22 protein-coding genes are annotated in these 23,117 nt (G+C 68.0%); 11 read left to right on the forward strand and 11 right to left on the reverse strand.

Translation table 11 applies throughout. The annotated features are described in order from the left end of the window. Positions 1–56 precede the first annotated feature (56 nt). Entirely contained in the window at positions 57–1,121 is a 1,065-nt protein-coding gene (locus VH326_RS07885; protein ID WP_329631257.1) for an SAM-dependent methyltransferase, read from the forward strand. A 5-nt stretch (positions 1,122–1,126) separates the two neighbouring features. Beyond that, complete coding sequence (locus VH326_RS07890) at positions 1,127–2,080, forward strand: hypothetical protein (protein WP_329631258.1); 954 nt, start codon at positions 1,127–1,129, stop codon at positions 2,078–2,080. Between the two features lie 112 nt (positions 2,081–2,192). Here VH326_RS07890 and VH326_RS07895 read toward each other — a convergent pair whose 3' ends face one another. Continuing rightward, a complete protein-coding gene (locus tag VH326_RS07895; protein WP_329631259.1) occupies positions 2,193–2,474 on the reverse strand; it encodes a helix-turn-helix transcriptional regulator in 282 nt (93 codons plus the stop codon). A gap of 71 nt (positions 2,475–2,545) precedes the next feature. On the opposite strand from VH326_RS07895, the gene VH326_RS07900 reads away from it, so the two are divergent. Both VH326_RS07900 and VH326_RS07905 read left to right on the forward strand, forming a co-directional pair. After that, complete coding sequence (locus tag VH326_RS07900; RefSeq protein WP_329631260.1) at positions 2,546–4,054, forward strand: TM0106 family RecB-like putative nuclease; 1,509 nt, start codon at positions 2,546–2,548, stop codon at positions 4,052–4,054. Then, on the forward strand, positions 4,047–4,493 hold the full coding sequence (locus VH326_RS07905; protein WP_329631261.1) for a hypothetical protein: 447 nt from the start codon (positions 4,047–4,049) through the stop codon (positions 4,491–4,493). The genes VH326_RS07900 and VH326_RS07905 overlap by 8 nt, the downstream gene beginning before the upstream one ends. Here the strand turns inward: VH326_RS07905 and VH326_RS07910 are convergent. The 3 genes from VH326_RS07910 to VH326_RS07920 are packed head-to-tail and all read right to left on the reverse strand — an operon-like array spanning position 4,399 to position 8,899. Continuing rightward, positions 4,399–5,076 (reverse strand): hypothetical protein, encoded by a 678-nt coding sequence (locus VH326_RS07910; protein ID WP_329631262.1) that lies wholly within the window; start codon positions 5,074–5,076, stop codon positions 4,399–4,401. The two genes, VH326_RS07905 and VH326_RS07910, sit on opposite strands and share 95 nt — an antisense overlap. Continuing rightward, on the reverse strand, positions 5,073–7,388 hold the full coding sequence (locus tag VH326_RS07915; protein ID WP_329631263.1) for a hypothetical protein: 2,316 nt from the start codon (positions 7,386–7,388) through the stop codon (positions 5,073–5,075). The genes VH326_RS07910 and VH326_RS07915 overlap by 4 nt, the downstream gene beginning before the upstream one ends. After that, positions 7,388–8,899: a hypothetical protein gene (locus VH326_RS07920; RefSeq protein ID WP_329631264.1), complete on the reverse strand. Its 1,512-nt coding sequence runs from the start codon at positions 8,897–8,899 to the stop codon at positions 7,388–7,390. The genes VH326_RS07915 and VH326_RS07920 overlap by 1 nt, the downstream gene beginning before the upstream one ends. Before the next feature lie 309 nt (positions 8,900–9,208). On the opposite strand from VH326_RS07920, the gene VH326_RS07925 reads away from it, so the two are divergent. Continuing rightward, a complete protein-coding gene (locus VH326_RS07925; RefSeq protein ID WP_329631265.1) occupies positions 9,209–10,048 on the forward strand; it encodes a hypothetical protein in 840 nt (279 codons plus the stop codon). Here the strand turns inward: VH326_RS07925 and VH326_RS07930 are convergent. Then, on the reverse strand, positions 10,045–10,737 hold the full coding sequence (locus VH326_RS07930; protein ID WP_329631266.1) for a hypothetical protein: 693 nt from the start codon (positions 10,735–10,737) through the stop codon (positions 10,045–10,047). The two genes, VH326_RS07925 and VH326_RS07930, sit on opposite strands and share 4 nt — an antisense overlap. Before the next feature lie 148 nt (positions 10,738–10,885). Between VH326_RS07930 and VH326_RS07935 the strand changes: the two genes are divergently transcribed. Beyond that, complete coding sequence (locus VH326_RS07935; protein WP_329631267.1) at positions 10,886–11,470, forward strand: hypothetical protein; 585 nt, start codon at positions 10,886–10,888, stop codon at positions 11,468–11,470. A 13-nt stretch (positions 11,471–11,483) separates the two neighbouring features. Here the strand turns inward: VH326_RS07935 and VH326_RS07940 are convergent, their stop codons facing one another. Genes VH326_RS07940 through VH326_RS07950 form a run of 3 tightly spaced genes read right to left on the reverse strand, consistent with a single transcriptional unit; the run spans position 11,484 to position 13,089 of the window. Continuing rightward, the gene (locus VH326_RS07940; protein WP_329631268.1) at positions 11,484–12,098 is read right to left on the reverse strand and encodes a hypothetical protein; all 615 of its coding nucleotides are present in this window, start codon (positions 12,096–12,098) and stop codon (positions 11,484–11,486) included. A 35-nt stretch (positions 12,099–12,133) separates the two neighbouring features. After that, complete coding sequence (locus tag VH326_RS07945; protein ID WP_329631269.1) at positions 12,134–12,637, reverse strand: hypothetical protein; 504 nt, start codon at positions 12,635–12,637, stop codon at positions 12,134–12,136. Then, positions 12,634–13,089, reverse strand: a complete 456-nt coding sequence (locus VH326_RS07950) for a hypothetical protein (RefSeq protein ID WP_329631270.1) — start codon at positions 13,087–13,089, stop codon at positions 12,634–12,636. Before VH326_RS07950 ends, VH326_RS07945 begins: the two co-directional genes overlap by 4 nt. Before the next feature lie 147 nt (positions 13,090–13,236). On the opposite strand from VH326_RS07950, the gene VH326_RS07955 reads away from it, so the two are divergent. The 5 genes from VH326_RS07955 (at position 13,237) to VH326_RS07975 (ending at position 17,742) form a co-directional block, all read left to right on the forward strand. Next, on the forward strand, positions 13,237–13,638 hold the full coding sequence (locus tag VH326_RS07955; RefSeq protein ID WP_329631271.1) for a DUF4160 domain-containing protein: 402 nt from the start codon (positions 13,237–13,239) through the stop codon (positions 13,636–13,638). After that, positions 13,631–13,927, forward strand: coding sequence for a hypothetical protein (locus VH326_RS07960; RefSeq protein ID WP_329631272.1), 297 nt, complete (start codon positions 13,631–13,633; stop codon positions 13,925–13,927). Before VH326_RS07955 ends, VH326_RS07960 begins: the two co-directional genes overlap by 8 nt. A 64-nt stretch (positions 13,928–13,991) precedes the next feature. Then, complete coding sequence (locus VH326_RS07965) at positions 13,992–16,106, forward strand: CHAT domain-containing protein (protein ID WP_329631273.1); 2,115 nt, start codon at positions 13,992–13,994, stop codon at positions 16,104–16,106. 335 nt (positions 16,107–16,441) lie between these two features. Beyond that, entirely contained in the window at positions 16,442–16,972 is a 531-nt protein-coding gene (locus VH326_RS07970; RefSeq protein ID WP_329631274.1) for a hypothetical protein, read from the forward strand. A gap of 263 nt (positions 16,973–17,235) precedes the next feature. Further along, positions 17,236–17,742, forward strand: a complete 507-nt coding sequence (locus VH326_RS07975; protein WP_329631275.1) for a hypothetical protein — start codon at positions 17,236–17,238, stop codon at positions 17,740–17,742. 518 nt (positions 17,743–18,260) lie between these two features. Here the strand turns inward: VH326_RS07975 and VH326_RS07980 are convergent. Genes VH326_RS07980 through VH326_RS07990 form a run of 3 tightly spaced genes read right to left on the reverse strand, consistent with a single transcriptional unit; the run spans position 18,261 to position 22,940 of the window. Beyond that, positions 18,261–19,655 carry a matrixin family metalloprotease gene (locus VH326_RS07980; RefSeq protein ID WP_329631367.1) on the reverse strand — a complete coding sequence of 465 codons (1,395 nt, stop codon included), beginning with the start codon at positions 19,653–19,655 and terminating at the stop codon, positions 18,261–18,263. Between the two features lie 31 nt (positions 19,656–19,686). Continuing rightward, positions 19,687–21,024 carry a clostripain-related cysteine peptidase gene (locus tag VH326_RS07985; RefSeq protein ID WP_329631276.1) on the reverse strand — a complete coding sequence of 446 codons (1,338 nt, stop codon included), beginning with the start codon at positions 21,022–21,024 and terminating at the stop codon, positions 19,687–19,689. A 26-nt stretch (positions 21,025–21,050) separates the two neighbouring features. Next, positions 21,051–22,940 (reverse strand): hypothetical protein, encoded by a 1,890-nt coding sequence (locus VH326_RS07990; RefSeq protein ID WP_329631277.1) that lies wholly within the window; start codon positions 22,938–22,940, stop codon positions 21,051–21,053. Positions 22,941–23,117 lie beyond the last annotated feature (177 nt).

Below are 23,117 nucleotides of genomic sequence, written 5' to 3' on the forward strand. Positions count from 1 at the left end.
GCAGCGTGATAAGGCCCGAGATCGACTTCGTCGCGCCGCGCGGCGGGCGCCCCACATTGATCGCTCTGATCGATGCCCAGGAAAATCGACTTAAGCGTCGACATTACCCCGTCAGTGGTTCCCGCGTCGGCAACTGGGTGGGGTCGCCGACCGCCCCGTCACCCTACACTAGAATCCCAAAACCCAAGACCAAGAGTGCCTTCGGATCTGGTGCCAAGGGGCGCACGTCGGCGCGCGCGCTCGACCAGTTCTATACGCGCGACGTCGTCGTCGCCAATTGTCTCGAGCAACTGGGCCTGCTCTACAACTTGGCATCCTGGATGCTCGTCGAGCCGAGTGCCGGAGGCGGCGCCTTCAGGCGGCCGATGCCGCGGAACTCGATCGCGTTCGATATCGATCCGAAGGGCTCCGGCATCATCAAGGTGGACTTCCTGTCTATCGAGCTGAGATGCGCTCACCGCATGATGATCGTTGGCAATCCGCCGTTCGGAAGAAACGCGTGTCTGGCCATCAGGTTCTTCAACCACGCCGCCCGCCAATCCGACGTCATCGCGATGATCTTCCCACGGTCCTTCCTGAAGGCTTCGATCGAGAACCAGCTCAATGAGGGCTTCCATCTGGTATGCTGCAACGAGATCCCGCCGAACGCCTTCGAGCTCGACGGTAAGCGGCGGGACGTCGGCGCCGTGTTCCAGATCTGGGAGCGACGCGCGGTTCCACGCGACTTGCGGCCTGAGGAACTGACCCACCCCGATTTCGAGTTCACCACTCCCGCCCTGGCCGACTTCTGGATCAGGCGCGTGGGGGTGAACGCCGGCTGGATCAGCCACGACCGCAACGTCCATGAAGACTCGTACTACTTCATCAAGGGCGACGTCGAACACATCATGGCGCAGCTCGACCTCGCCGGCGCAGCCCGGAATGCAACTAGCACTCCCAGCCTCGCGAAGTCCGAGATCGTCGCGCTCTACCGTGAGCGGGTCGAGGGCCGATCGAGTTTGAAGGGATGTGTCCCGGCCATCAAGTCGCGCCCGGCCGTCGCTGGACGTACTCAGGCCGGTGCTCATCGAGGGTCGGCGCTGACGTCGCCGGCCAAAAGTTCGCGCTCCAGAAAGGGTTGAATAGTATGTCGGTGACCCACTCAAGCGCGATGCCCAGCACGGCGCTCGTGCCGCTCGAAACTATCATCGATCTCACGGCGCCCAGGGTGCTTAAGGCCGGAAGGGCGGCGCTCCGGCGGACAGGCGCGGCGTTCAACATGGCCTACGCCCGCTTTGACCTCGATGTCGCGCGCAATGGCCGCATTCACGAGGTGTATCTCACCTACAGCCCGGAGGACGGTCACCCGCTGACGCAGCGCCGTGACCTGTGGATGGCGCGGGGAGCGGAGGCCCACGCGTCGGCGGAGATGCGCAAGGCAGTCGACGAGATGGTCTGGAACATGGCGCTGGCCTTCCGGCCGAAGCATCCAGGTCCTCCAATTGGTTGGTCGATCCATCCCGCGGCGGCCGCCATCATCGCCGCCGCCGGCACGTGCCTTCCCAACCCTGCCGATCCGGCCTCGTGGGTGATGCGCGGGAACGGCGAGTTATGGTTGCCGGACGGAGGGAATTTGGTCGACGTCGCCTTCACCGGTCAGGAAGGCGTGCTCCTGGTACGACGCGCAACGATCGTGAACGACCGAGGCACGGTCGTCGCCGCCCTGAGCACTGAAGGCCATCGCCTGCTGGCAACCTTCACCGGAGCATATCCGGATGCGCTCCTCAACGCGCTGGCCGGCCGAGGCGCGGCTTCCGTCTGCGCCGTATTCGACGCGGACGCGCGCGGAACGAAGGCCACCATCGCCTCAGCGAGGACCCCCCCCGGCGAGCCAGCCTGCATGAGCGTGGAGCTGGTCGATCGTCTCGTGCCACTGCTGGCATCTACGCCAGGTAAGGAGCGCTGGCGTCCGCGGACCGCGAGGACCGTCCTTGCTCCATCGCACCGCGCGAGGTTCACGCATCTGCTCGGCCATAGATCGAGCGTGGCAGCCACATACGCAATTCGCTCAGGCGGACTGCGGCCTGGGAACGGCGAGTGAAGCGGGCGATTCGGCGGCCGGGCTATCCGGCGTGCGTATGCTGTGGAGCGGAAGACTAGTGGGAACTGATGCCCGCGCCCTAAGCGGCCCGAGCGCCGCCGATGCCTCGCGCCTAGCGGGACAGCCGCTTGGGCCCAGTCGCCGAGCGTGGCAGGCTGCGGACCTCGTCGGCGTCGAGCTGCAATCCGTCCAGGAGTTCAGCCAGGCTGATGTCGAGCGCGACCGCGACGCGGGCCATGGTCAGAAGGGACGCGTTGATGAGGCCTCGTTCAAGTTTCCCATAGGTCGATCGATCGATGTTCGCCTGCGCGGCGAACTCCTCCTGCGAGCGGCCGGCGTCGGTGCGCAACTTGCGCACACGTTCCCCGAAGTCAGTCTGGATGCTAGCGGCCACGCGACGGTGATGCACGTAGCGCCAAAGAACGTCCACGGTATATATATCCCCGGTATATTGACATCCTTAAGTTGCCGTGGCATCAGGACGGCATGGAACGCCATGTCATCACCGGGTCGATGCTCCACGACCTCATCCGCTGCGACCACCGCGTCGCCCTCGACATCCACGGCGACACGGGCGGGCGCGACGAGCCGAACGAGTTCGTCGAGCTGCTCTGGCAGGGCGGCGTCGAGCACGAGGAGGCAATCATCGCGGAGCTGCTCGCTGCGTCACCCGGCAGCGTCGACCTGCGCCAGATCGCGCCCGACCGGCGGCAGGCCTACACGCTCCTCGCCATGGACGCGAAGGCGCCGCTCATCGTCGGTGGGGAGATCGCCGAACTCGACCTGCTCGGCCGCCCGGACCTGATCCGCCGCGACGGCGACGGCTACATCGCCGGCGACATCAAACTCTGCGCCGGCGAGGACGGGACGCCGGGCGTGCCGCGCCTGCGATATGCGGTCCAGGTCTGTCTCTATTCCGACATCCTCGAGCGGATCGACCGCCTGTCGCGGCCCTACGGGTTCATCATCGACGGCAACGGGGAGGAACTGGAGTTCGCGCTCGACGTCGACCTCGGCGGAAGCAAGGGGGCGCTCGTCGACAGATACGACGAGGCGCTTCAGCACGCCCGCGACATCGCCGACGACACCGTGCTCACGCTCTCGGTCCAGGCGGCCGAATGCAAGCTGTGCCGCTGGTATTCCACCTGCAAGGCCGACGTCGTCGCGCGAGACGACCTCACCCGCATCCCGCAACTAGGCCGGTCACTGCGCGACCGCATGCGGCACACCTTCCCCACCGTGAAGGCGCTCGCCGACGCCGACGTCGAGATGCACATGGACGGTAGCAAGACGGCGTTCCCTGGCCTCGGCGCCGACCGCCTGCGCCGGTTCCAGGACCGGGCCCGGCTGCTGTCGACGCCCGGGTCCACGCCCTACGCCCGCAGCGCGCTCCACCTGCCGCCCCGCGGGCGCGAACTGCTGTTCGACATCGAGACGGACCCGATGTCGGACCACTGCTACCTCCATGGGGTCGTGGAGCGCTGGACCGACGGGAGCGGCCGCGAGCCGCGCTACCACGCCTTCATCTCGGGCGGCCCCGACGACGAGGCCCGCGCCTTCATCGAGGCGCTGGAGTTCCTCGAGCAGGATCCCGCCGCCTCGGTGATCTATTGGTCGAAATACGAGAGGACCGTCTACCGCGCGCTCGCCCTCAAGTATCCCGAGACCGACACCGTCGACCGCGTCGAGGCTCTCTTCTCATCGGCGCGTTGCGTCGACCTGCTCTATGACGTCGTCTCGCCCCACACCGAATGGCCGTGCCACGACCACAGCGTGAAGACGCTCGCGGTCCACTGCGGGTTCGCCTGGCGCGACAGCAAGCCGAGCGGCGCCGCGTCCATCAGGTGGTACCGCGACTGGCAGCAGACCGGCGACGAGGCGATCAAGGTCCGCATCCTGGAATATAACGAGGACGACAACCTGGCTGTCGGCCGCGTGCTCGACGTGCTCCGCGAGCTGCAGGTCCGTGCGTGACGGCTATCTGATCGAATGGTCGTCGCCGCCCGCGGCGGGCGCCGACCCGATCGGCCGCTGGGCGCAGGCCGCCGGCCCGATGCAGGCCCGCGACCTGGCACTTGCGCTGCCTGCCCCGGGCGCCTGGCAGGGCCTGGTACGCATCGCGGTTCTGCGCGCGGGAGCGATCGCCGAGGTGGTCGCGACCGATCTGGAAAACGTGGGTTCATGGGCTCCCGGGAGCACCGAACTGCCCGAAGGCATCCCCGACCTCGTCCTGCCGCCGCGCTCCCTCGGCGAGACGAGGCTGCAGGTCGTGGCCGACTGCGGATCGGCGCTCGCGGTCGCCATCCGCGCCCGCCTGCTCAGCCGGCGGCAGGTCGGACGGCTTCTGGTTTCGATCGAGCGGGCTTTCGAGGAGACCCCGCCGGAGGTCCCGCGGGACGCCTGCAGCGCGTAGCCGCGCGGTGCGCCGTGCGCGCCTCCGACATCTCGCGCCGGAGCCGGTCGACGTCAGGCGCGACGACCTTGCGCTTCGCCTCCTCCAGCGCCAGGCGCGCGCGCCGACGTTCGCGCCGCGCCTTCTTCAGGGCCTTCTCGAGGGCCAGGTGGTCCATCCGCACGATCGACGGCCATTCGGGATCATCGGGCATCGGGATGCCCTCAACGCCATTGGCCTCGTTGATCACGGCCATGTAGTCCAGCCGCCTGTAGATGGTCCGCCGATCCAGCGGGTGGCCAGCCGCCGCCATCGCGTCGGCGACACCCGCGACGCTGACCAGCGAGCGACGGCGCAGGCGCTTCACCACCCCGCGCATAACCTCCAGCCGCTCGGTGACCCCATCCACCTTTCCGCCCGCCATGGCGTCGACGCGCTTCGCACGGTCCAGCTCGGCCTTGCGGTCGACGGGCCGGCCCTCGGCGTCCGCCCGCAGGCGCGAGGTCTCGATGCGGACGTCGAGCAGCTGCAGCGCGAGCTCGAGCGTGGGGCGGTCGGCGTCCCGCGACCGACGCCTTCCGCTAGCTACCGACGGCGCCTTCATTGCAGCTCCATCAGCCGGTAAAGGTGCTGGTCCTGATCGAGCACGTCGTGCGCCTCAGCGAGCAGTCCCTCGATCCCGAGATCCTTGCCGAACCGGGCATAGGCCTCGCTGACCTCCGACCCGATGTCGTGGTGGCAGGCGACGTTGAGCTGCTGGGGGGTGGCCCCAGCCTCCTTCACCATGGCGGCGAAGCCATACTTGAGCGGGTGGGACGTCGTGTCGACGATGTCGCCGAGAACCACGGCGATCAGCGTGTTGAGCTCCATGACCGTACAGGCCCGGTCTCCGACCGACAGCAGGAAGCCGCCGCTGGGCACGTCCTTCTTGTCGGCATTGCAGTAGGTGAACGACGGCAGGAGGTCGTCCACTCCGTCGTTCCACTGCTCGAGCCACAGCAGCCGGATCTTCTCGAAGGCGGTCACCGTGACCGGGTCCATCACCGTTTTGCGCTGCTCGTCGACGTCGTCGTTCTTCATGCAGGCGCTCATGAAGAACACCAGCCTGCCGCGCACCTTCTCGGCCGTGAAGCAACCATGGTCGTCGCGCGCCTGGGCGGTCGCGCCGATGCGGAGCCCGTTGACCAGCTCGCAGCGAACGGAGACGCGGCCGACAGCGATGCCGCGCAGGATGTCCGCGGGCGAGACGAGCTCTGCCCCGAGATGCTTGCGGCAGGCCGCCCCGAGCACGACGTCGCGCGAATCCTCCGACTTGAGCATGCCGCCCGGCACGCGCGCCGACGACACCAGTCCAAGCCGCCTCCGCGCCTCGAGGTGGGCAGGAACATCCTCCGCCGGCACGTGGTCGCGACCGAACAGCGTCGACGCCCGCAGGATCGGGAAGATCCAGCTCTCGTGGCACTCGCCGCCCGGCTCGCAGGCCATGGTGCGGTGGTAGACCATGACGAGACGACGCTCCTCCTCCGGGTCGTGCTCGCTGCCGTCCGCCTGCGGAGGTTTCGAGCCGGCCCGGTCCTTCCAACGCGCCAAGCGATCCGCGTGGCTGAGGCGGTCCTTGGCGATCAGGCCGGTCGGATCGAGGTCGGCCGCCCGCCGCCACAGGTTGGCGGCGCTGTCGATCTCGGCGAGGACCGTCTGCCGGCCTTCGCCGGGCGTGCCGTCCGGCCTCACCACCGGCCAAGTGTGCGCCACCGTGATGGGAAGCTGCAATGGCGCGCCCGCCGCGAAATCGGCCCTGGCCCGGCGCAGTTCGTCCTTCAGCGCCACCATCATCGGCTCGGTCGCCGCCCACCGGTTCTCGAGCCGCGAGAGGATCGCGACGCGCTCCTCCGAAACCTGACGGGCGGTGGCGTCCCATTCGGATTCGGCCGTCCCGACGTCGGCGTCTGCATCCGCGTCAGGGTCGGCCTTTGCCTGGAGGTCCAGGACGGCTGCCGCGACGTCGAGCGGCACCGGCGGAAGGAGGAAGCGCGTGAATCCCTTCCGGGCCTTCACGGGCAAGCTCTCCCACCAGCGGTCGAGCGCCCGCTTCGTCCAGTTGTAGTGGTCCAGCACGCGCTTGAGGGTGAGCGGCGATGCGTTGTCCGGATTGTCCACGAAGCGCGCGCGGATCGCCTGCAGCGCCACCTCGGTGTCCGCGAGGCTTCCGCCGTCGGCGAGCTCGTCGAGACGCTCGACGATGGCGAGCGAATGCTTGATGCACGACGGCCCGAGCTGCGTCGGGCACGCGATCAGCGTCAGCCCGGCGAGCACCGCATTGTCGTCGTGCGTCATGCCGTTCGCCCGGCCGACCTCGTTGTCGCTCGGCCGCTTGTAGACGTGGCTGAATTCCCGGTCCTCGATCGAGCACGGAAGCCCGCGCAGGACCTCGCCCCGTCCAGCGAGGAAGTCCGCAAGCGCTATCGGGCTGTTGGACCGGCGGCGGTCGCGCCGCCGCACGGGCTCGCCGCGCAGCCGGCAAACGAATTCGACCGCGTCGCGGACGACCTCGCTGCTGCCGCCGAGGTCGCGAACCAGCGCGATCCCGTCGACCTTCTTCCTAATCTTGGAATAGGCAGTGAGCAGTTCCGGCGTGTGCGGCGTATGCATGTCGACGGTCGACTGCCGCAGCTCGATGTACACCTTCAGGTCGGCGTCCGACAGCGTCGGCCCATGGTGTTCCACCCACGCCGCGAGGAGGGCGACGCCACTGTCGATGTGCGCGGCCCGGGTTACGGTCCAGTAGTTCGCGTTGGTGTCGGACTCGACGCAGCTGAAGGTGGGCAGGGAGATGCGCCGCATCAGGCTGCGAAGCGTGGCCTGCTTGATGCCCATGGCCTTCGCTGTCGTCTCGGGGCTCGCCGAGACCATATCCATCACGCAGCCATCCTGATCAGGCCGCCGGCCACCGCCGAGACGACCGTGCGGTCGTTGTCGTTCATCGCCTGGCGGACGGCCTGCTCGATCCCCGGCGGGATGGTGTTGTCGTTGGCCGCCTCCTGCGCCTTCGAGATGAAGTCGTATGTCTCCTGCTCGAAATGCCAGGCGCCGTAGTAGCGCAGCATCGCCTCGCCTGAGCGCCAGCCCATGTAGTGCGCCAGCCGAACCTGCTTGAGCAGCCGGTCCTTCTCGTTGGCGCAAGTGTCGCGGATGTGGTCGAGCAGCCGGTTGGTGAACTCGTGCCGCAACTGGTGCATCGTCACCCAACGGTACTCTACGTTGGGCGCGCCGTAGTTCCGGAGACGCAGGCCCGCCTGCTCGATCGCCGGCCGGAAGTTTTCGTCGTTGAGATAGGAGTAGCTCATCGCCGACACGCCGCCGTCGACGCTGAAGATGAACATCCGCTTCAGCCGGGCCTTTCCCTTGTTGGTCCGGGCGAGCGCCCGCAGCGCCCTGATGCCGCCCGCGGTCGCGGCCGCAGCCAGCTCCTCCAGCCCCTTGCGCAGCTCGGAGCAGACGATCAGCTTCTGGGACCGCCAGTAGCGGCGGCCGCCCTTGCGCGGAGCGGGGATATACTTCTCCTCGCCCTGCACGATGTAGTTGTACCAGGTCGCCGGCCGCACCTGGAAGTCGCGACCGCCCGTCCGGCCCTTGGCCAGGATGCAGACCTCGACCGCCTTGCACCAGCCATACGCCTTGCCCGCCGCCATCACGCGGGACAGGAAGAAGGGGTTGTTCGTGCGCGGCGCCGTCCGTCCGACCCCCCGGATGCGGAAGTATCGGTCGGTATCGACCGTGAAGCGGCCATCCTCGCCGCGGGACGTCGACTTCGACTTGCCCGTCGCCATGCGGCTGGCCTTCGGGTCCATCTTGGTCGCGTCATGGTCCTCGTAGAGGCCAGCCTCGGCCATGATGCCGAGGTACCCCGACAGCGCCGTCACCGTGACCGATATCTCGATGCCCTGCGCCTCGGTGTTCGCCTGCACGACGTGCCCCGCGTTCCGCCCGCTGCCGGGCTTCACCGTGCAGCCGCACTTCCCGAAGAACTCGCGCATGATGCCGCGCGAGGCGTGCCGGTCCAGCAGCATCGTGCGGTGGGCGGCAGGGTGCTTGACGCGGACGGCGTTCACCACCCCGACGACGGCGATGATGTCGCGCAGTGCGCGGCTTCGGTAGACCTTGAGCTCGGCCTCGATGTCTCTCTTGCTGGATCCGCTCACCTCGATGTCCGGCGGCGCCAACCGCCGGTCGGCGTAGAACTGCAGCAGCTCGTCCGGCTCGCCCTTGGGGCCGTAGACCACGACCGTGTCGCCGGAGGTGTCGATCCGGTACGGTAGGCCGGCGCGCGTTCGGGCAAGCGGGCGGCGGCGGATAAAGGGCGCGTTGCGCCGTGACCCGCGGCGGGGTTTCGGTGCCACGTCGGGCGCAACTGAGGCGGCGATCGCCATACGAGGGCTATACGACCCTTATTGGGGCCGTGCAAGCCGTATATGGGCACAGATTTGTGACACAAGTCAGCGCGAGGGAGATTGGCCCTGCAATCGCGCTCGCAAGATGTTTCCCTAGAATCGCGTTCGAAAAGTGCTCGATCTGCGCTGTTTCCAAGGCGTGGGAGCGCCACGGCGACTTGTGTCACTCGCCTATTTCGGAACTTCGCCCGCCGAGGGGAGCCGCCCCCGGTTGAATTCGGCCTGCGATCCCAGAATCGACCCGCTGGACGGCGCGCCCCGCCATGAGCAACAGGGGCTATGACGACGATGCTATCCTGGGCCACCTACGTCGAAGCCGGCGACGAGAAGCACATCCCGCGCGCGGTCTATCTCGCGACCGACAGCCGCATCACCTGGGGGTCCGCAGACCGACGGTGGGAGGCCGGGCGCAAGACCTTCGCGCCCGCGACGCTGCCGCACCTCTTCGGCTACAGCGGCGACGTTGTGCTGCCGGGACTGCTGCTCGGGCAGATCACGAGCGCGATCGACGCGGGCATCCTGATCGATCCCGCCGCGACCGCGCAACTGCAGCACGAGGCCGTCCTGGAAGCCATCCGCGCGGGCGTGGCCGCCGCCAAATCGACCCCGACTCTCGACTTCACGATCCACCACCTGATGCGCGATCGGACATGGCCGGATACCTCCTTCCGGGCGTGGACGATCAATTACACCGCCGCGACCAACGCTTGCGTCTCGAACGAGCTGACGCTGCCCGCCGTGACGGGCGTCATCGCGGCGTTCGGCAGCGGGGCGAAGGCTGCTGAAGCCGAGGTTAGGCGTTGGACGGATTCGGAAATCGGCGACCGCAGCCGCGCCATCCTGTCGGGGTTCCAGGATGCGATCGCGTCAGGCGCCGATCCACTGTCCGGCGGCGCCGCTCAACTGGCCGGCCTGTATATGCAGGGGCCACCTGTGCAGATCGGCTTCATCGTGGGCGGGAAGCGCTATCTCAACGGGCTTGAGGTGGGGATCACGCCGCTGTTGAAGAACGTCGAGTGGCGCGACGGCTTAGGGCAGAATTGCGATCCGCGAACGGGCAAGGCGAAGCAGGGGGCTCGGCGCTACGGTCGACCGGCGACGCTCGTGAAGCCCCCGGCGAAAGCCTAGTGGCCGGCCGCCGCGACGAAGGCCGGCGCGCGCATCGCGGCCTGGAAATGAGGAGCCTTGGGCAGCCGATCCGACACGAACCCGGCGAGCCGCGTCATCCCGTGCAGCAGCGGATCGACCGACTTCATGCGCTCGGACATGATGTGCATGTACAGCGCGAGCGTCACCACGACGTCGAGCTCGCACTTCATCCGTTCAGCGCTCGTGGCGACGTCGCCGAGGAAGAACTCGCTGTTGCTGACGATGCCCAGCTTCGCCGCGATGTCGTCGAGCCTCGGCCACGCCCGTGGCCCGCTCTCGAGTTCGAGCATCAGGTCGTCATGCCGATCGCCGCCGTCGCGTAGCCAGCCGGCGGCCGCGGCGTGGTCGAACTGGCGCTGGCGGACCGCCGCCAACCGGAGGATGCCGAGGTCATGGGAACCGTTGAAGGTCACGAGTGTCCCGTCGTCGGCGGCCAGGCCGGCGAGCTTGCGCTCGGCCATCGCGACGATCGCGCGCTCCCCACCGCCCGCCCGATCCGCGGCTGTGAGGCGGAAGTCGTCGCACACCCCGCGATCGTCCATCGTGAACTCGAGCAACGCGGCGGCCGCGATCCCCTGGAGGCCGCTCGGCATCCCCTTCGGCGCCGACGTGCGCCGGGTGGCGCGCAGCGCGCCGGCGTCGATGCGCGTCTCGATGTCCAGGACCATTCCGCGCATATAGGCGACCTCTCAAGGCTGTATGCCGGGGATACATATACACCTAAACCGGTGGTGGCGCAAGGACTCGCATTGCATTACCGCTTGGGTAAGGAGGCCGATCAACGTGCTGCAGCAAGGTGACATCGTCAGGATCGCAATGGCGCTGCACGACCTGCCGGCGACGCGGAAAAGCGCGACGACCTCGCGGATCAAGAACTTCCTGAAGCTCGACTTTCCGTCGATCACCGCGGTCGGCACCGGCGACAGGGCGGACTACACCGCGGTCCATGCGGTACAGCTGCTGATCGGCTTCGAGCTGCTGCGGTTCCGGATGCCGCCGAACGTGATCGTCGCAGTCGTCAATTCGAGCTGGCCGACGATCGCCGGGGCGTTCGGCGACGCGGCCCGCACGCTGCGCGCGCAAGGCGCTGGTCAGGAGCCAGGCGGTGAGCGGACGCTGCTCTCAGTCGACAGCAGAGCTCTGCACGAGACCGGCAAGACGGTGACGCCGCGCGGGCTGAAGTCGTCGGTGGAGGTGGTCAAGGCGACCGCGCTCGCCACCGCGATAGGCTCGGCGCCGGGCGGCTTCCGGTCCGGCCTCATCATCGACCCCACTTTCATGCTCGAGCGTGTCCTGGAGGCGCTGCCCAAGCTGCGGCGTCCCATGGAGGGCGACGTCCTCCTCAGGGAGATCGCGCGATGGAAGTCCAAGACCGTCGCGGTGGCGAACGACGCGGACTGATGCGCGTCGGCAGTCAGGCGCCAGGCTCGATATGGAGGTTCGATGCGGCGGGCACCGAGTCCGCCTCCCGCCTCAGCAGTGTGCGGATGGCGGCGCTCGCGGGCGCGAACGCGGCATCGTAGGAGAATGCGTGCCAGTCGATGTCGTCGCGTGCGCCGAGCTTGTCCTGGTGGAGACGATCGCGCACGGCCAACGTGTTCTCCACGTTGGCGGCAAGGCCATGTTCGCCGGTCTCGTCGTAGACCGCAGCGAGAGCGGGCAGCCACTGGTTGCGCTGGATCTTCGGCCCATCGGCTCCGTCCTGGCCCTGCTGATCCAGCCACTGCGCCGAACCAAGACCCTCGAACACCGAGAATGAGGCCACGCAGAACTCGAGGATGAGGTTCTGGAAGTAGGGCTCGAAAAGGACCGGACGCTCCCCCTTGGCGCGATGATGATGCTGGCCGATCAGCGCCGCCTTGAGCTCGAGCCCCACGATCAGGTGCTTCAGGTTCGACACCAGCCTGTCCCTGACGGTTCGGTGAATGCGCTCCGGAACGACCCGGTATAGCCACCTTGTCCACGAGTTCGAATCCGACAGATTGACGTAGCCGTCGGGACGCACCTCCTGGCGCGTGATAAACAGCATGGTGTGTCCGGCCTCGGGAGGTGGCTGGTCCGCCATCAGACCCGCACGTTCAGCCGCACGGGGTCTCCGCGCAGCCCGAAATAGGCGACGCTGAACGGCGAGCGGGCGTGGTTGCCGCGCCCCATACTCGGCAGGTCGCGATAGCCGGCGAGATGATGGTCCTCGAGGCCGTCCCGCGCGAAGTCGAAGAGCACGAGCACGGCGCGTCCATCATGCTTCATCAGTTTGAGCACCTCGGTCCGGTTGACGCGCGGCATCAGGTCCGAGCGCGGGCACCAGGGACGCCGCACGGCGAACTCGACCGCGACGCCATAGACGACGAAGTCGACGCGCCCGTAGCCGCTGAGCGCGCCGGGCAGCACGGTGCCGAACTCCGGGCGCGCCTTGGGGCCGAAATAGCCGAGCAGGAACGTCCGCACGAGCGGCAACAGCTGCTTCTCCGACCACTTGTCCAGCGGCAGCGACTTGCGGAACGACGGGTCGCGCAGCCCGGTGTAGAGCAGCTCGAATGCCTCGATGACCTGGCTGACGCTGCTCACGGGCGACCGTCGGCGCCGGCGGCGCGCAGCCTCGCGACGACCTCGTCGTCGAACAGCGCCTGGTGCCGAAGCGCCACCGCCTCGAACGTGTGGTCGACCATTCCCCGGTCCATCAGCATCCGGAAACCGTCCGAGGGCTTCCCGCGCACGAGGTCGGCGACCGTCCGCCGCTCGCCGTCGCGGGCGATCTTCTGCCGCGTGCGCCCGAGCAGCGTGGTCCGTCCGCGCTCATCCTTGAGAGCGCCCTCCAACGCGTGGATGCTGCGCCACACGTCGTGCTCGAGCGTGCCCGGATCGGCGGATGGCAGCACGGTGTACAGCCGGAGCGACGCGGCGCGCTCGATCTCCGCCTCGCCGAGCCGGCGGGCGTTCGCCGCCATCCGCTTCAGCTTGTCCGGGTCTTCGCACCCGGCGATCAACGCGAGCGCGCGGGACTTGCCCTCATCCTCCATGCAGCCCCCCTTGAAACGCGTACCTGCCGAATTGACCCGCATCCTTTCCGACCTTTGCGGCGGTCGTCAACGGCGGGGTCCGCATGATCGCGCCGAAACCGGGTCGACGGTGCTGGACAGCGCGCCGCCACGCTGGGACAAGCGGCCATGCCCGTCACCGTCGCCGTCAACCCGAGCCTCGTGCGCGAACTCGAGGACAGCCTGAACATGGGCCCGATGCTCAACGCCGACGGGCTCCGCATGCTCAACGAGGAGCAGGTCGCGCGCTTCGAGGGGCTGTCGGTCCAGATCCAGGCCGACGAGCACCCGCCACCCCACTTCCATGTGCGAGGCCGGGGCGAGAGCGTCAGCTTCGCGATCGATACCGGCCTCCGGTTGCCGGGTGTGAAGGGACTGGAGCGCTACGACCGCAACGTCGAGAAGTGGTGGCGCGACAACCGGTGCGAGTTGATCCTGACCTGGAACCGGCTGCGGCCGGCGGACTGTCCGGTCGGAACGGTGCCCGTGCCACCCGAATGCCAGCAACCTCAGGAAGAAGCCGATGCCTGACCTCACCGAACTCGCACGCGCCGTTGCGGACACGCTCGCCGCGAACCCGGACCAGAAGTCGATCGAAATCGATACGCCCGGGTTGACCAGTCGCGACGTCGACGCGCTGATCGGCGCCGTCTACGACGCGTGCGCCGCGGCCGGCGTCATCGTGAAGGGCGTCAAGGTCGACCCGATGCAGCACCCGCTTCCGTCGGGAGCCCAGTACATCAATGCCTACGTACGTGACGGGCGGCTGATCGTCATAGATCTCGAGCTGGACGACAAGGTGATCGTCCGGCGCAAGTGAGACCCACCGGGGTCGCGCTGCGCCGGGTCGGCGACCGCCCGGGCGAGCGGCGGGCATAGGCGGGATGCAGCTGCAGGAGCTGTTCCCCCGCTGGCGCGCGATCCCCACGAGCCCCACCGTGCCCTGGACGCGCGATGTCGACCTGTCGCGCGAGGGCGCATTCAACGCGATCCTGGGGATCGTGGCGGACGAACAGGACGCCGCGGTGGGCAGTCCGGCGTACTTCGCGATCGCCGGGGCGATGGTCGAGGACGCCATGGCGCTCGTCGCGGCTCCGCCGGCCGGCGCAGACGGGGTGTCGCTTCAGTACATGCAGTTCCAGATCGCGCTGGGGCCGTTCAAGAACGCGATGGCGGCCGGCGACTTCGGGCGCGCGCACGACTGGATTCATCATGGACTGGGCGACAGCGCGGAATTGACGATCGAACGACGACTGCACATCGGACGCATCTACGGCTTCGTCGTCTCGGGTCGCCCGACGATCCGCGCGACCCGCGGACAGGTGCTCGCCGACTGGGCAGCCGACTTCTATTACTACGCGCGCGTCCGCGGGACGCTTGGCGAGGCCGCCACCGCGCTGCTGCCAATCCTCCTACATGTGTTCGGGATGCTGCCGCCCGACGACGACGCCACCATCGACGCCTACTCGATGATGCTCAACTGGGCGGCGGACAATGGACACCGGACGGCGGCGACGCTGACGGCGCGGCTGCGCCGCAGGTTCAACCGGAGCCGGGACGCGCGCACCAGGACGCGGATCGCCGCGGTGTTCGCCTCCAGCGCCGGCGTATTGAGCGGCGAGCACCCGAAGCACTGGGCGAAGTGGGCATTGGACAACGGGGATGGCCACCTCCATCCGCACCAGCGCCTCCAGCTGCTCTGGCAGCTGGTCGAGACTGAGGAGGACTGGGACCGGCTGAAGCCAAGCGTGCTCGACGCGATCGGCGCCTACGCCGCCGAGATCGCGCGGCTCGGGACGCCGACCGCGATCTGCCGCGCGACCGACCAGCGGTCCGGGCTGCTCAAGCCCGGCTTCCACCTGATGCGCACGTTCGAGCGCTCGGACGACTTCCTCGAGATCCTCGCGCGCTGGCATCGCGTCCCTGACGGCGAGCGGCTGCTGACGGGCGCGCTGTTCGTCTGCGCCACGGCCGAGCGGGGCACGATCTACCTCGGTGCGCGCACCCAGCAGATCGAGCGTGACGGCGCGGCGCAGATCGTCGAGCTGACACGGGTCGCGAACGCGATGCTCGGTCTGATCCTCACGATCGAGGGCGCCGAGCAGCCCATGGCCGTGCCAGACCGGCCGGGCGTCCCGGTCGCCGACGCGGCCCCCGCCTTCGAGGCCGCGATGGCGCGGGCCTACGCGATGCCGGAGATCCGTGCCGACGTGATGGAAGGCCGGCAGGCGCTGATCGCGTTCCCGGGGCAGCCCCATCCCCTCCAGGCGATGCTGCTGGCCGACCGGGGCGCGAGCCTTCCGATCTCGTCGAGTCTCGAGACACCGCGCGCGGACCGCATGCCGCGGCGGGCGCTCCTCTGGGCGGCGGGCAACGACTACTACTCGGGGTTCGAGACCGACGCGGTCGCGGCCGTGCTCGCCGGCGCCGGCGTCGAGATCGACCGCCGCTCGGGCGACGGCGCGCGACCGGATGAGTTCCTAGCGGCGTGGGCCGATCCGCGCTTCGACATCGTCTGGATCGCGGGGCATGGCGAGATCGATCACTGGAGCGATGGTTCGGCGAGCCTAGTCGCGGGCGAGTACTGCCGGGTCGGGATCGACGAGCTGCATGCCGCGACGCCGCGCGAAGGCGACCGACGGCTCGCGGTGCTCAACATCTGCGACGGCGGGGTGTCGGCGGTCAACGGCGGGATCCAGAAGCTCGGGCTGGCACCGGTGCTCGCCAGCGCGCGGCAGGCGACCGTGTCGCACCTGTGGCCGGTCAATCCGCTCGTCGCCTCCGCGTTCGGCGTCCTGATGGCCAGCGCCCTGGCCGACGGCGTGGGCTTCCATGCGGCCTTCGACAGGGCGCTCGCCATGATCCACGCGCCGATCGCCGACATCGCGGCCGTCGTCCGCGCCGCGGCTCCCGGTCAGGAAATCTTGGCACGGCTCGAGAACCTGGACCTGGATACCTCCGCGATCCTGCACTGGGGTTCGCCCTGCTTCTTCCAGTAGCGAAGGTTTACGACGGGCCAGGTTGAGATTGGGTCCCGGTCCCCGGTGCGCCCGTGGCGACGGCGGGGAAAAGGCTGCGGGAAGGGCAGGCGGCTGCAGCCGCCGCGCAGAGGCGACCGCGGTCGCCGATGAACCGCGGCAGCGGTTCCTTTGATCTCAATGGCAGAGGGGAAAAGGATATCAGCTTCAAGCAGCCGCCCAGCGGAGCGTAAGGGCAAGAGAGTTAAGTTTCCGTGCACGCCGAGGACGGCCGTGCGAATTTTTTTCCAATCATCGGCGCACGAACACCCGGGTCCACCGACACCGGGCGTCGACACGCGCCAGGAGAACGCGAAATGATCACCAACGAAAACCAGAAGATCGCCGCCAACTACATGGGCGCCGTCGCCCACGCGCTGGGCGGCCGCCCAGGGCGCCACAGGGAATTCATCGACAAGGTCGAGGTCATCCTGAGCGGCGCCGAGCCGGACGCCATGCAGTTGATGCAGTTCACGGACCGCGTCCGGGCGGACGGACGACCGGTGCTCTGGATCCACCACAGCGCGGACGCCCCCAACGCCCCCCAGATCGGCCTGGTCGCCCGCGACGGCGGCAAGGTCCACGCCATCGAGAACTGCATGCTCTGGGCACCGCGGGGCGGCGGGCGCCTGCAACTCGTGCCGGACGCGTTCACGATGGGCGCGTTCCGCTTCGACGACGCACTCCGGCTACGCCGCCTGGCCAAGGCACCGGCCGCGGACTTCGACGCCGGAACGGAGGCCATGGTGCGCGCCTACGCTCGGCTGCGGGAGATCGAACGCGCCCAGTTCGAGCGCGGCAACGAGTTCGACCTGCCCGCGTACGTCCCGCTGCGGCGAGCGGCTTAGGGCGAACGCCGCCCGGCGCGGCTGCGGCCGCGCCGGCAAGTCAGCGATCGCGAGAAGAGTGCACCCCGGGTGCGGTTGAACCGAGTTCAACTGGAGAGGGGAAAAAGGCTTGTGACCCCCGCCGGCGGATCACTGACAGGCGCTGCCTAGCAAGTGGTTCACCGCGGGGTGCACATTCGTGCCTAACGGATTTCAACCAAGGTCCCAGCCGCCAGCGGGACGGTACCCGGCCGCGGTCGGGGCAGCCGAGGATTTTTCCAACCATGATGACCTTCAATGACCACCTGCGCCAGTTCGCCAGCGCCGCCCGCCGTCTCGTCCAGGACGACTGGGTCGACGCCGAGGCGGGACGCTACTCCCAGACAGTCTACATGTGCGTGAAGGCCAGCGACTCCCTCGAGGAGCAGGCGGCCGTCGCGGTCGCCAGCGAGCAGGGGCTGAGCCTGCTCGTCCTGCAGTTCGGCACCGGCTCGGCCGCGAAGGGCCCCCGCTGCTGCACGGTCGTCGGCCGCGCAGCCGACGGGTCGGCGGTCGTCGCGCGCGACTGCGCGCTTTTCCTCGGGGACTGGAACGACCCCATGACGATCGTGACCCGCGGCCCGGATGCCGACGGGCACTTCGTCAGCGTCGAGGGACAGCTCGAGCACCGGCCCGGCCGCGCTGCGAGCCTCACCGGCGGAATCATTCGCGCGGGAAGATTGCTCGCCGACACCGCGCGCAACTTTCCGGCCGACGACGAGGTCGGGTTCTACGGGATCTCCACGCTCTGAGCCGCCGCCGCGGCCGACCGGCGTTCGATCGCGCAATCGCCCGAACGAGGGTCAGCTGCGGATCGCGCGGACCCCGACGCTGGCGCGATTGCCCAGCGCAACATCGAAGGAGCTAGGTAAATGATCGCATCGGATATCGCGGGGACAAGCCTGCAGACGTTGCCGCACAGAGGGTCGCTGGACAGCCTCGCCCTCACGGTCGTCTTCATCAACGGAACCCTGCTGTTCACGATGCTGCTGATGGTCCGCGAGTGGGTACCCGCCGGTTGGCAAAGACGGCGCGCGACTGTGCTCTGTGCGGTCGCGCTGACTGCCACAGTCGCCGGCGGTTCCTCGATATTTCAGCAAGCTCTCGAGACGCGGCGGCATTGTGGCGACACCCCGTCCGCCGCCGCACCACCCTCCTCAGCCGTGAACGGAGAAGGAAGGCCTTCCCGCCAAGGTGACCGGCGGCGCTTGCCCTCCCCACCATCGGGATGACGCAGCTGACCCAGCACAGGGCCAATCCGTGCGGTGACCTAAACGCGCTGAGCCGCGCGTGTCGGGCGGCGCCGGACCGCCTTCGATCTCGCATGCAGCCGGAAAGCCTGTGGCCCGGCGGACGCGGCGTTGAGGTTGGCCGCCAGCAGGCCGATGGTCGCCTCGTCGATGCAGCGCGCGCGATCCGCCGTCGAGGCCATGATGCTGGTGCCGCGGTCGAGATGCCGAAGTCCGATCCAGTGACCCATCTCGTGCACCAGCACCGGCAGCAGGTCGAGCTCAACGGGCCCTGAGCCGAACGTCAGCCCTGGCCTGACCCGGAACCTGAAGTCGCGCGCGTTGAGCTCCGTCAGCCTGTCGTCGGCGCGGCAGGCGATGATGTCGGGCTCGTCGCCGCAGTAGGTCGCGCCGAGCGGCCGTACGCTGAGCGTGATGCGTGCCCGGCGTTCGCGCGACAGGGACGCCGGCGAGCATATCGCGGCGTGTATCCCCGACAGGGTGGATCCCCACCCTTTGCTGGGCGTCGCACCGCAGAACGCCACCGACGAGGGCGCGCTCAGGTCGAGCCGCGAATAGAGCTGCAGAGGTCGTCTGCGCAGGTCCACAGGTTCGGTCGTGAGCCAAACATTGCTCTCCAACCTGTCGCGGAGCTTCGCCTCGGCTCGCGCCGAGGAAGACTCCAAGTCGCCGACCTCCAACTCGTCCAACCACCTGAGTATTCCCTGCCGGACCCAGGTACGCCCACCGATGCCGATCACCGCGAGGTTCTCCGGCTGGCATTCGCGGCACGCCGTACCCCACAAGGCGGCCGCCGAGAGGATCAGGTCTGAGATCGCGTCGAGTTGCCGTTGGCCGATCATCGACCCCTGCTGCGGCGGCTCCGCGTCGAGCCGAACGCGGCTGGCGAAGCCACCGACCCGATGTCGTACCGGTTTCGTGGGCGACCAACCATCGCATGACAGCGCAAAGAGGTCCGCTCGCTGGTCGTCATCGCCGTCCTCGCCCTTGCCCGAGCCTAGGGGCCGAAGGAGGCGCACCTCGCTCCCGCGGGACGGTCCAGCCACGACGAGCTCGACCTGCCAGACCGAACCTGGCGCACGGCGCCTGTCGGTCGCGACAAGCGCCCCGCGCGATGGCGTCCATTTCACGCTGGCACACACCAGCGTGGCTGGCCCCGGCCAACCTGCGAGCTTCGAGCGTATTGTGACCTCGTATAGGTTCCTGTCCGTCGGATCGCCCTCGACGCGCAACCACGCGCCCGCCGACGTCGAGCGGAGGTAGGTCGTGCGACGGTGGAGCGGCGCTATCGGCACGGTCTCGGTCACCTCCGACATCGCGAGCGCCGGGCTACCGACCGAGCATGCCGGCGGCGGCAGCGGTGCGATCGAAGGAGGTATCCTCAACTGCGCGAACGCGGCGCCGGCCGCGAGCACCGCGACCAAGACGACCGCTAACGAGCCCCGTTCAATGGACACCGAGCAGGTCGTAGAGCAGATCCGCCCAACGCTCGTCGCGCACGAACGCCACGGGACGGTCGGTGTTGGCCTTGAGGTACCCGCCGTGGAAGGGGTCGTCAAGGAACGCCGCCTTGGACATGGGATAGTAGATCGCGAGACCCTTCGATCCATAGAGCGCCTCGCTGCCGCCGCCCTGTGACTGGGCACTGGCGTAGTTCGCCAGGACCATCGCGTTGACCGCAGCCGCGGTGGACGCCGCCTGTGCCGAGAGGCTGGCGTCGGCCGTGCGTGACCGGAACCGCTCTAGCAGCGTCACGAGGTCGACCGAAAGGTGCAGCGGCGGATTGTCCCAATCGCCGTATTCGGAAAGCTCGCCGCGCGCGGCGCGCATGGCCTGAAGCTCGCCAGGGCCGGCCGCTCGCAGGGCCTCGGCGAATGAACTGAGGGACGTCGCGGCGGCCCGCGTCCCCGACAGATCGAGCAGCGACAACGTCGCGTAGGTGTCGGCGTAGCGCGCGCCGAAGGTCTCGACGACGGTACGTCCCAACGCCTCCGGCGACATCGCGGGGTCGGCCGCCAGCCGTGTCAGAAGGGGCTTGTATTGCCAGCCGTCACCCTGCTCGAGATCCTCGCTCGCGACCATGAGCCTCACGTTGCCGTCGAGCGCGTAGGCGGTCTCCACCATCGACATCAGGCAGGCGTCGAAGCCGAGCAGGTCGAGCTTGTCATCCGCACCGAAGTTGCGCGAGATCGCCGAGTTGACCTCGGCGTTGTAGAGGATCGAACGCGTGTCGTCGTCACTCGACACGGCCCGATACCCGCCGATCCTGCCATTCGCGGCGTTCGGGGTGACCTGCAGCATCGACTTCTCGGTCGGCGACATTTTCGCCATCAACCGGCTGAACATCAGGCGATAGCCCTGACCGTGGTTCCAGACCACGACCATGTAGTGCTTCGCGGGATACTTCTTCTTCGACCATGCGATGAAGTCGGAGAGCGTGTCGGGCTTGCCCATGTCGCTGGCAACACCGGCCGCCACCTTCTCGACCGCCGCGGCCGGCCGGGGCTTCTGGCCCTTGCCCACGAGGAAGCGGTAGACGCCCGACCAATTGCCCTCGGCGGACGTGTAGTGTTCCTTCGGGCGTCCAAGTTCGGCGACGATCGCCAGCCGGTCGCTGCTGCCCACCGACGCCATCGCGCCGAAGTTGTTCAGGGCGTCGAGCTCGAGGCTGTTCTTGCCGTTCATGTAGATGATCAGGGTCCAGTCGCGCACGACCGGAGGCGCCGGCTGTGCCGCGACCGGTGCCGATAGCGACACGCAAAGCGCCGCCAGCATGATGGCCATCGTGGACTGCAGTCGTCGAAGCATGATCATTCTCCCCCTGCCGCGGCGTAGCTCGCTTCCGCCTTCAACTTGGAGAGCTTCGCCTCGAGAAGCGCCGTCTGTGAATTTATCTGGCCGATCTGCTCGTTGATAGCGTCGATCGTCTCGGTGTCCGTCGGATTCTGGAGCTTCAGGAGGGTGGCCTGCTTGGTCAGCAGGTCGATCTGGAACTGGACCTGCGCGATCGCCTCGGCCCTCGCTGCCGTGAGCGCACCCGCCTTCTTCGTGTCGCGCTGGTCGATGTAGCCCTGCACCTTCGTCGCGATGTCGCTTGCGGTCGAGGCGACCTCCGTCCCCGCGGCCTTGGTCTTGGCATAGGTCAGCGAGTCGAGCGACCCGTCCTCGCGCAGACTGACGGCCAACGTCGCCGATTCAAACATCTGGCTGGAGAACGGCAGGAACCTGAGCTGACCCAGCTGCGGCGCGGAGACCGCGTCCAGCCGGACGAGCTGCCGGTCCACCGGACAGTCGTCCGCGGGCTGGCTAGACCGTCGGCAGATCACGAACAATCCCTCGGCGGGCGTGCGGATGAAGATGCCCGGATCAGGCTTGTCGTCCATCGCGAAGCGACCGGTCTTCTGTTCGGCGTCGACGTTGACGTTCGAGAGGCACCCAGAGGCGGGCGAGTCCCCCTCCTTGCACAGCGGCCTGTCTCCGCTGGACGCCACGAGCGAGGCGGTGACAGTGACGGCGTCCATCAGGCACGCGTCGATGTCTGGCGTTGATGCGGTGCAGGGCGTCTGCACGGCTGCGGGGATGGCGATGGCGGAGCCGTCCTCCCTGATGAATGGCTTCAGGAGCGCCTCGTTCTCTTTCCAGATCCGCTTGCGCAGCGCGGGCGTCAGGCCCTGATACCAGTTGCGCAGGTTCAACGGCGTGATCGTCCGGACCGTCGCGACCTCCAGCAGCTTCCTGAGCTTGCCGACGCCATCGGTGGTCGGCTTCAGGACCTCCGGCTTGTCGAGCGGCTTGTGCGGCCAGTACTCCGTGGACGTGACGGCCACCGCCCCGTCGAGCTCGGCCCGGGCGTCGGTAAGGCCCTGCAGTTCGAGGGCCCGCGCGTTCTGCCGCTTTAGCGCGTCGTCCAAGTTCGAGACGTCGCTCGCACGACCCTTCTTCAGGTTGGCGAGGATGGTGAAGCGCTCGACGTCCTTCGTCGCCGCGGACAGCGCCTTCGTCGCCTCCTCCTGCGCGTCGGCGTTCGCCTTGATGGCGGCGAGCGCTGCCACCGCCTCGGGCGTACAAAGGACGGCCTGCGAGGTGGTGGTCAACTGTCCGAGCGAACGGAGCGCGTCGGCGTAGTCGCTGTCGATCCGGGTCACCCTGCGGGTCTTTCCTCCACCTCCGCGAGTACCGCCCGCGGATTTCACCAGCGTCGTTGTAGCCAGCAGGGACGAAGCCGCGATCGGACTGCCCGCGCCCATAGTCGCGATCGTCAGGCCCGTGGCGGCGGCGGCCTTGACCACCTCCGCACTGTGGTCCTCCGCGCTCACGTTCACCGATTTGAGCGTGCCCGACGGGTAGGTCACGATGCCGTAGCCGGTGGTCTTCAGGAAGGAGCTGAGTGCCCGGTAGTCCGCGGTGTAGCGCTCCCAAGGGATGTAGCGCGGCGTCGGCGTGACCTTCACCTGGAAGGAGAGGCCGGTGTCGGTGAGCGTGATCGATGGCACGTTCCCGTCGCCCTTGAGCGTCGCCTGCTTGGGGCACTTCCTGAGCGCCCGCATGATGTCGAGCTTATACTGGAGCATCGGGAGCGCGTAGGACGTGCCGTTGAGCGCCTGATCCCGTGGCGTGACGCCGGTGTCCGGCAGCGTGCTGATGTGGGTGCACGCGGCGAGAAAGCCGGCGGACACGACCGCGATGAACCGACGTAGCATGCGAAAAGCCCCCCTGAACTTAAACGCGACCAACGATACTTTGAGGATGAGGTCTAACAGAAGAATTCGATTGGGCAACGGCTGTTCGGTCCAATCTGATTATTTGGTTGCAACGTGCGAATTCGATAAAACGAGTAATCGTGACAAGAACGGCGAAGTCGCGAACGTACTCGTAAC

It is taken from the genome of Sphingomonas sp., from assembly GCF_036269755.1.
Classification (GTDB): domain Bacteria; phylum Pseudomonadota; class Alphaproteobacteria; order Sphingomonadales; family Sphingomonadaceae; genus Sphingomonas.

Bases quoted from the DNA above. Each gene is read 5' to 3' on its own strand.
- VH326_RS07985 (WP_329631276.1), bottom strand. From the start codon at position 21,024: ATGGCCATCATGCTGGCGGCGCTTTGCGTGTCGCTATCGGCACCGGTC.
- VH326_RS07960 (WP_329631272.1), top strand. From the start codon at position 13,631: ATGCCTGACCTCACCGAACTCGCACGCGCCGTTGCGGACACGCTCGCC.
- VH326_RS07920 (WP_329631264.1), bottom strand. From the start codon at position 8,899: ATGGCGATCGCCGCCTCAGTTGCGCCCGACGTGGCACCGAAACCCCGC.
- VH326_RS07910 (WP_329631262.1), bottom strand. From the start codon at position 5,076: ATGAAGGCGCCGTCGGTAGCTAGCGGAAGGCGTCGGTCGCGGGACGCC.
- VH326_RS07935 (WP_329631267.1), top strand. From the start codon at position 10,886: ATGGCGCTGCACGACCTGCCGGCGACGCGGAAAAGCGCGACGACCTCG.
- VH326_RS07955 (WP_329631271.1), top strand. From the start codon at position 13,237: ATGCCCGTCACCGTCGCCGTCAACCCGAGCCTCGTGCGCGAACTCGAG.
- VH326_RS07970 (WP_329631274.1), top strand. From the start codon at position 16,442: ATGATCACCAACGAAAACCAGAAGATCGCCGCCAACTACATGGGCGCC.
- VH326_RS07990 (WP_329631277.1), bottom strand. From the start codon at position 22,940: ATGCTACGTCGGTTCATCGCGGTCGTGTCCGCCGGCTTTCTCGCCGCG.
- VH326_RS07925 (WP_329631265.1), top strand. From the start codon at position 9,209: ATGCTATCCTGGGCCACCTACGTCGAAGCCGGCGACGAGAAGCACATC.
- VH326_RS07975 (WP_329631275.1), top strand. From the start codon at position 17,236: ATGATGACCTTCAATGACCACCTGCGCCAGTTCGCCAGCGCCGCCCGC.
- VH326_RS07890 (WP_329631258.1), top strand. From the start codon at position 1,127: ATGTCGGTGACCCACTCAAGCGCGATGCCCAGCACGGCGCTCGTGCCG.
- VH326_RS07965 (WP_329631273.1), top strand. From the start codon at position 13,992: ATGCAGCTGCAGGAGCTGTTCCCCCGCTGGCGCGCGATCCCCACGAGC.
- VH326_RS07950 (WP_329631270.1), bottom strand. From the start codon at position 13,089: ATGGAGGATGAGGGCAAGTCCCGCGCGCTCGCGTTGATCGCCGGGTGC.
- VH326_RS07915 (WP_329631263.1), bottom strand. From the start codon at position 7,388: ATGGATATGGTCTCGGCGAGCCCCGAGACGACAGCGAAGGCCATGGGC.
- VH326_RS07940 (WP_329631268.1), bottom strand. From the start codon at position 12,098: ATGCTGTTTATCACGCGCCAGGAGGTGCGTCCCGACGGCTACGTCAAT.
- VH326_RS07930 (WP_329631266.1), bottom strand. From the start codon at position 10,737: ATGGTCCTGGACATCGAGACGCGCATCGACGCCGGCGCGCTGCGCGCC.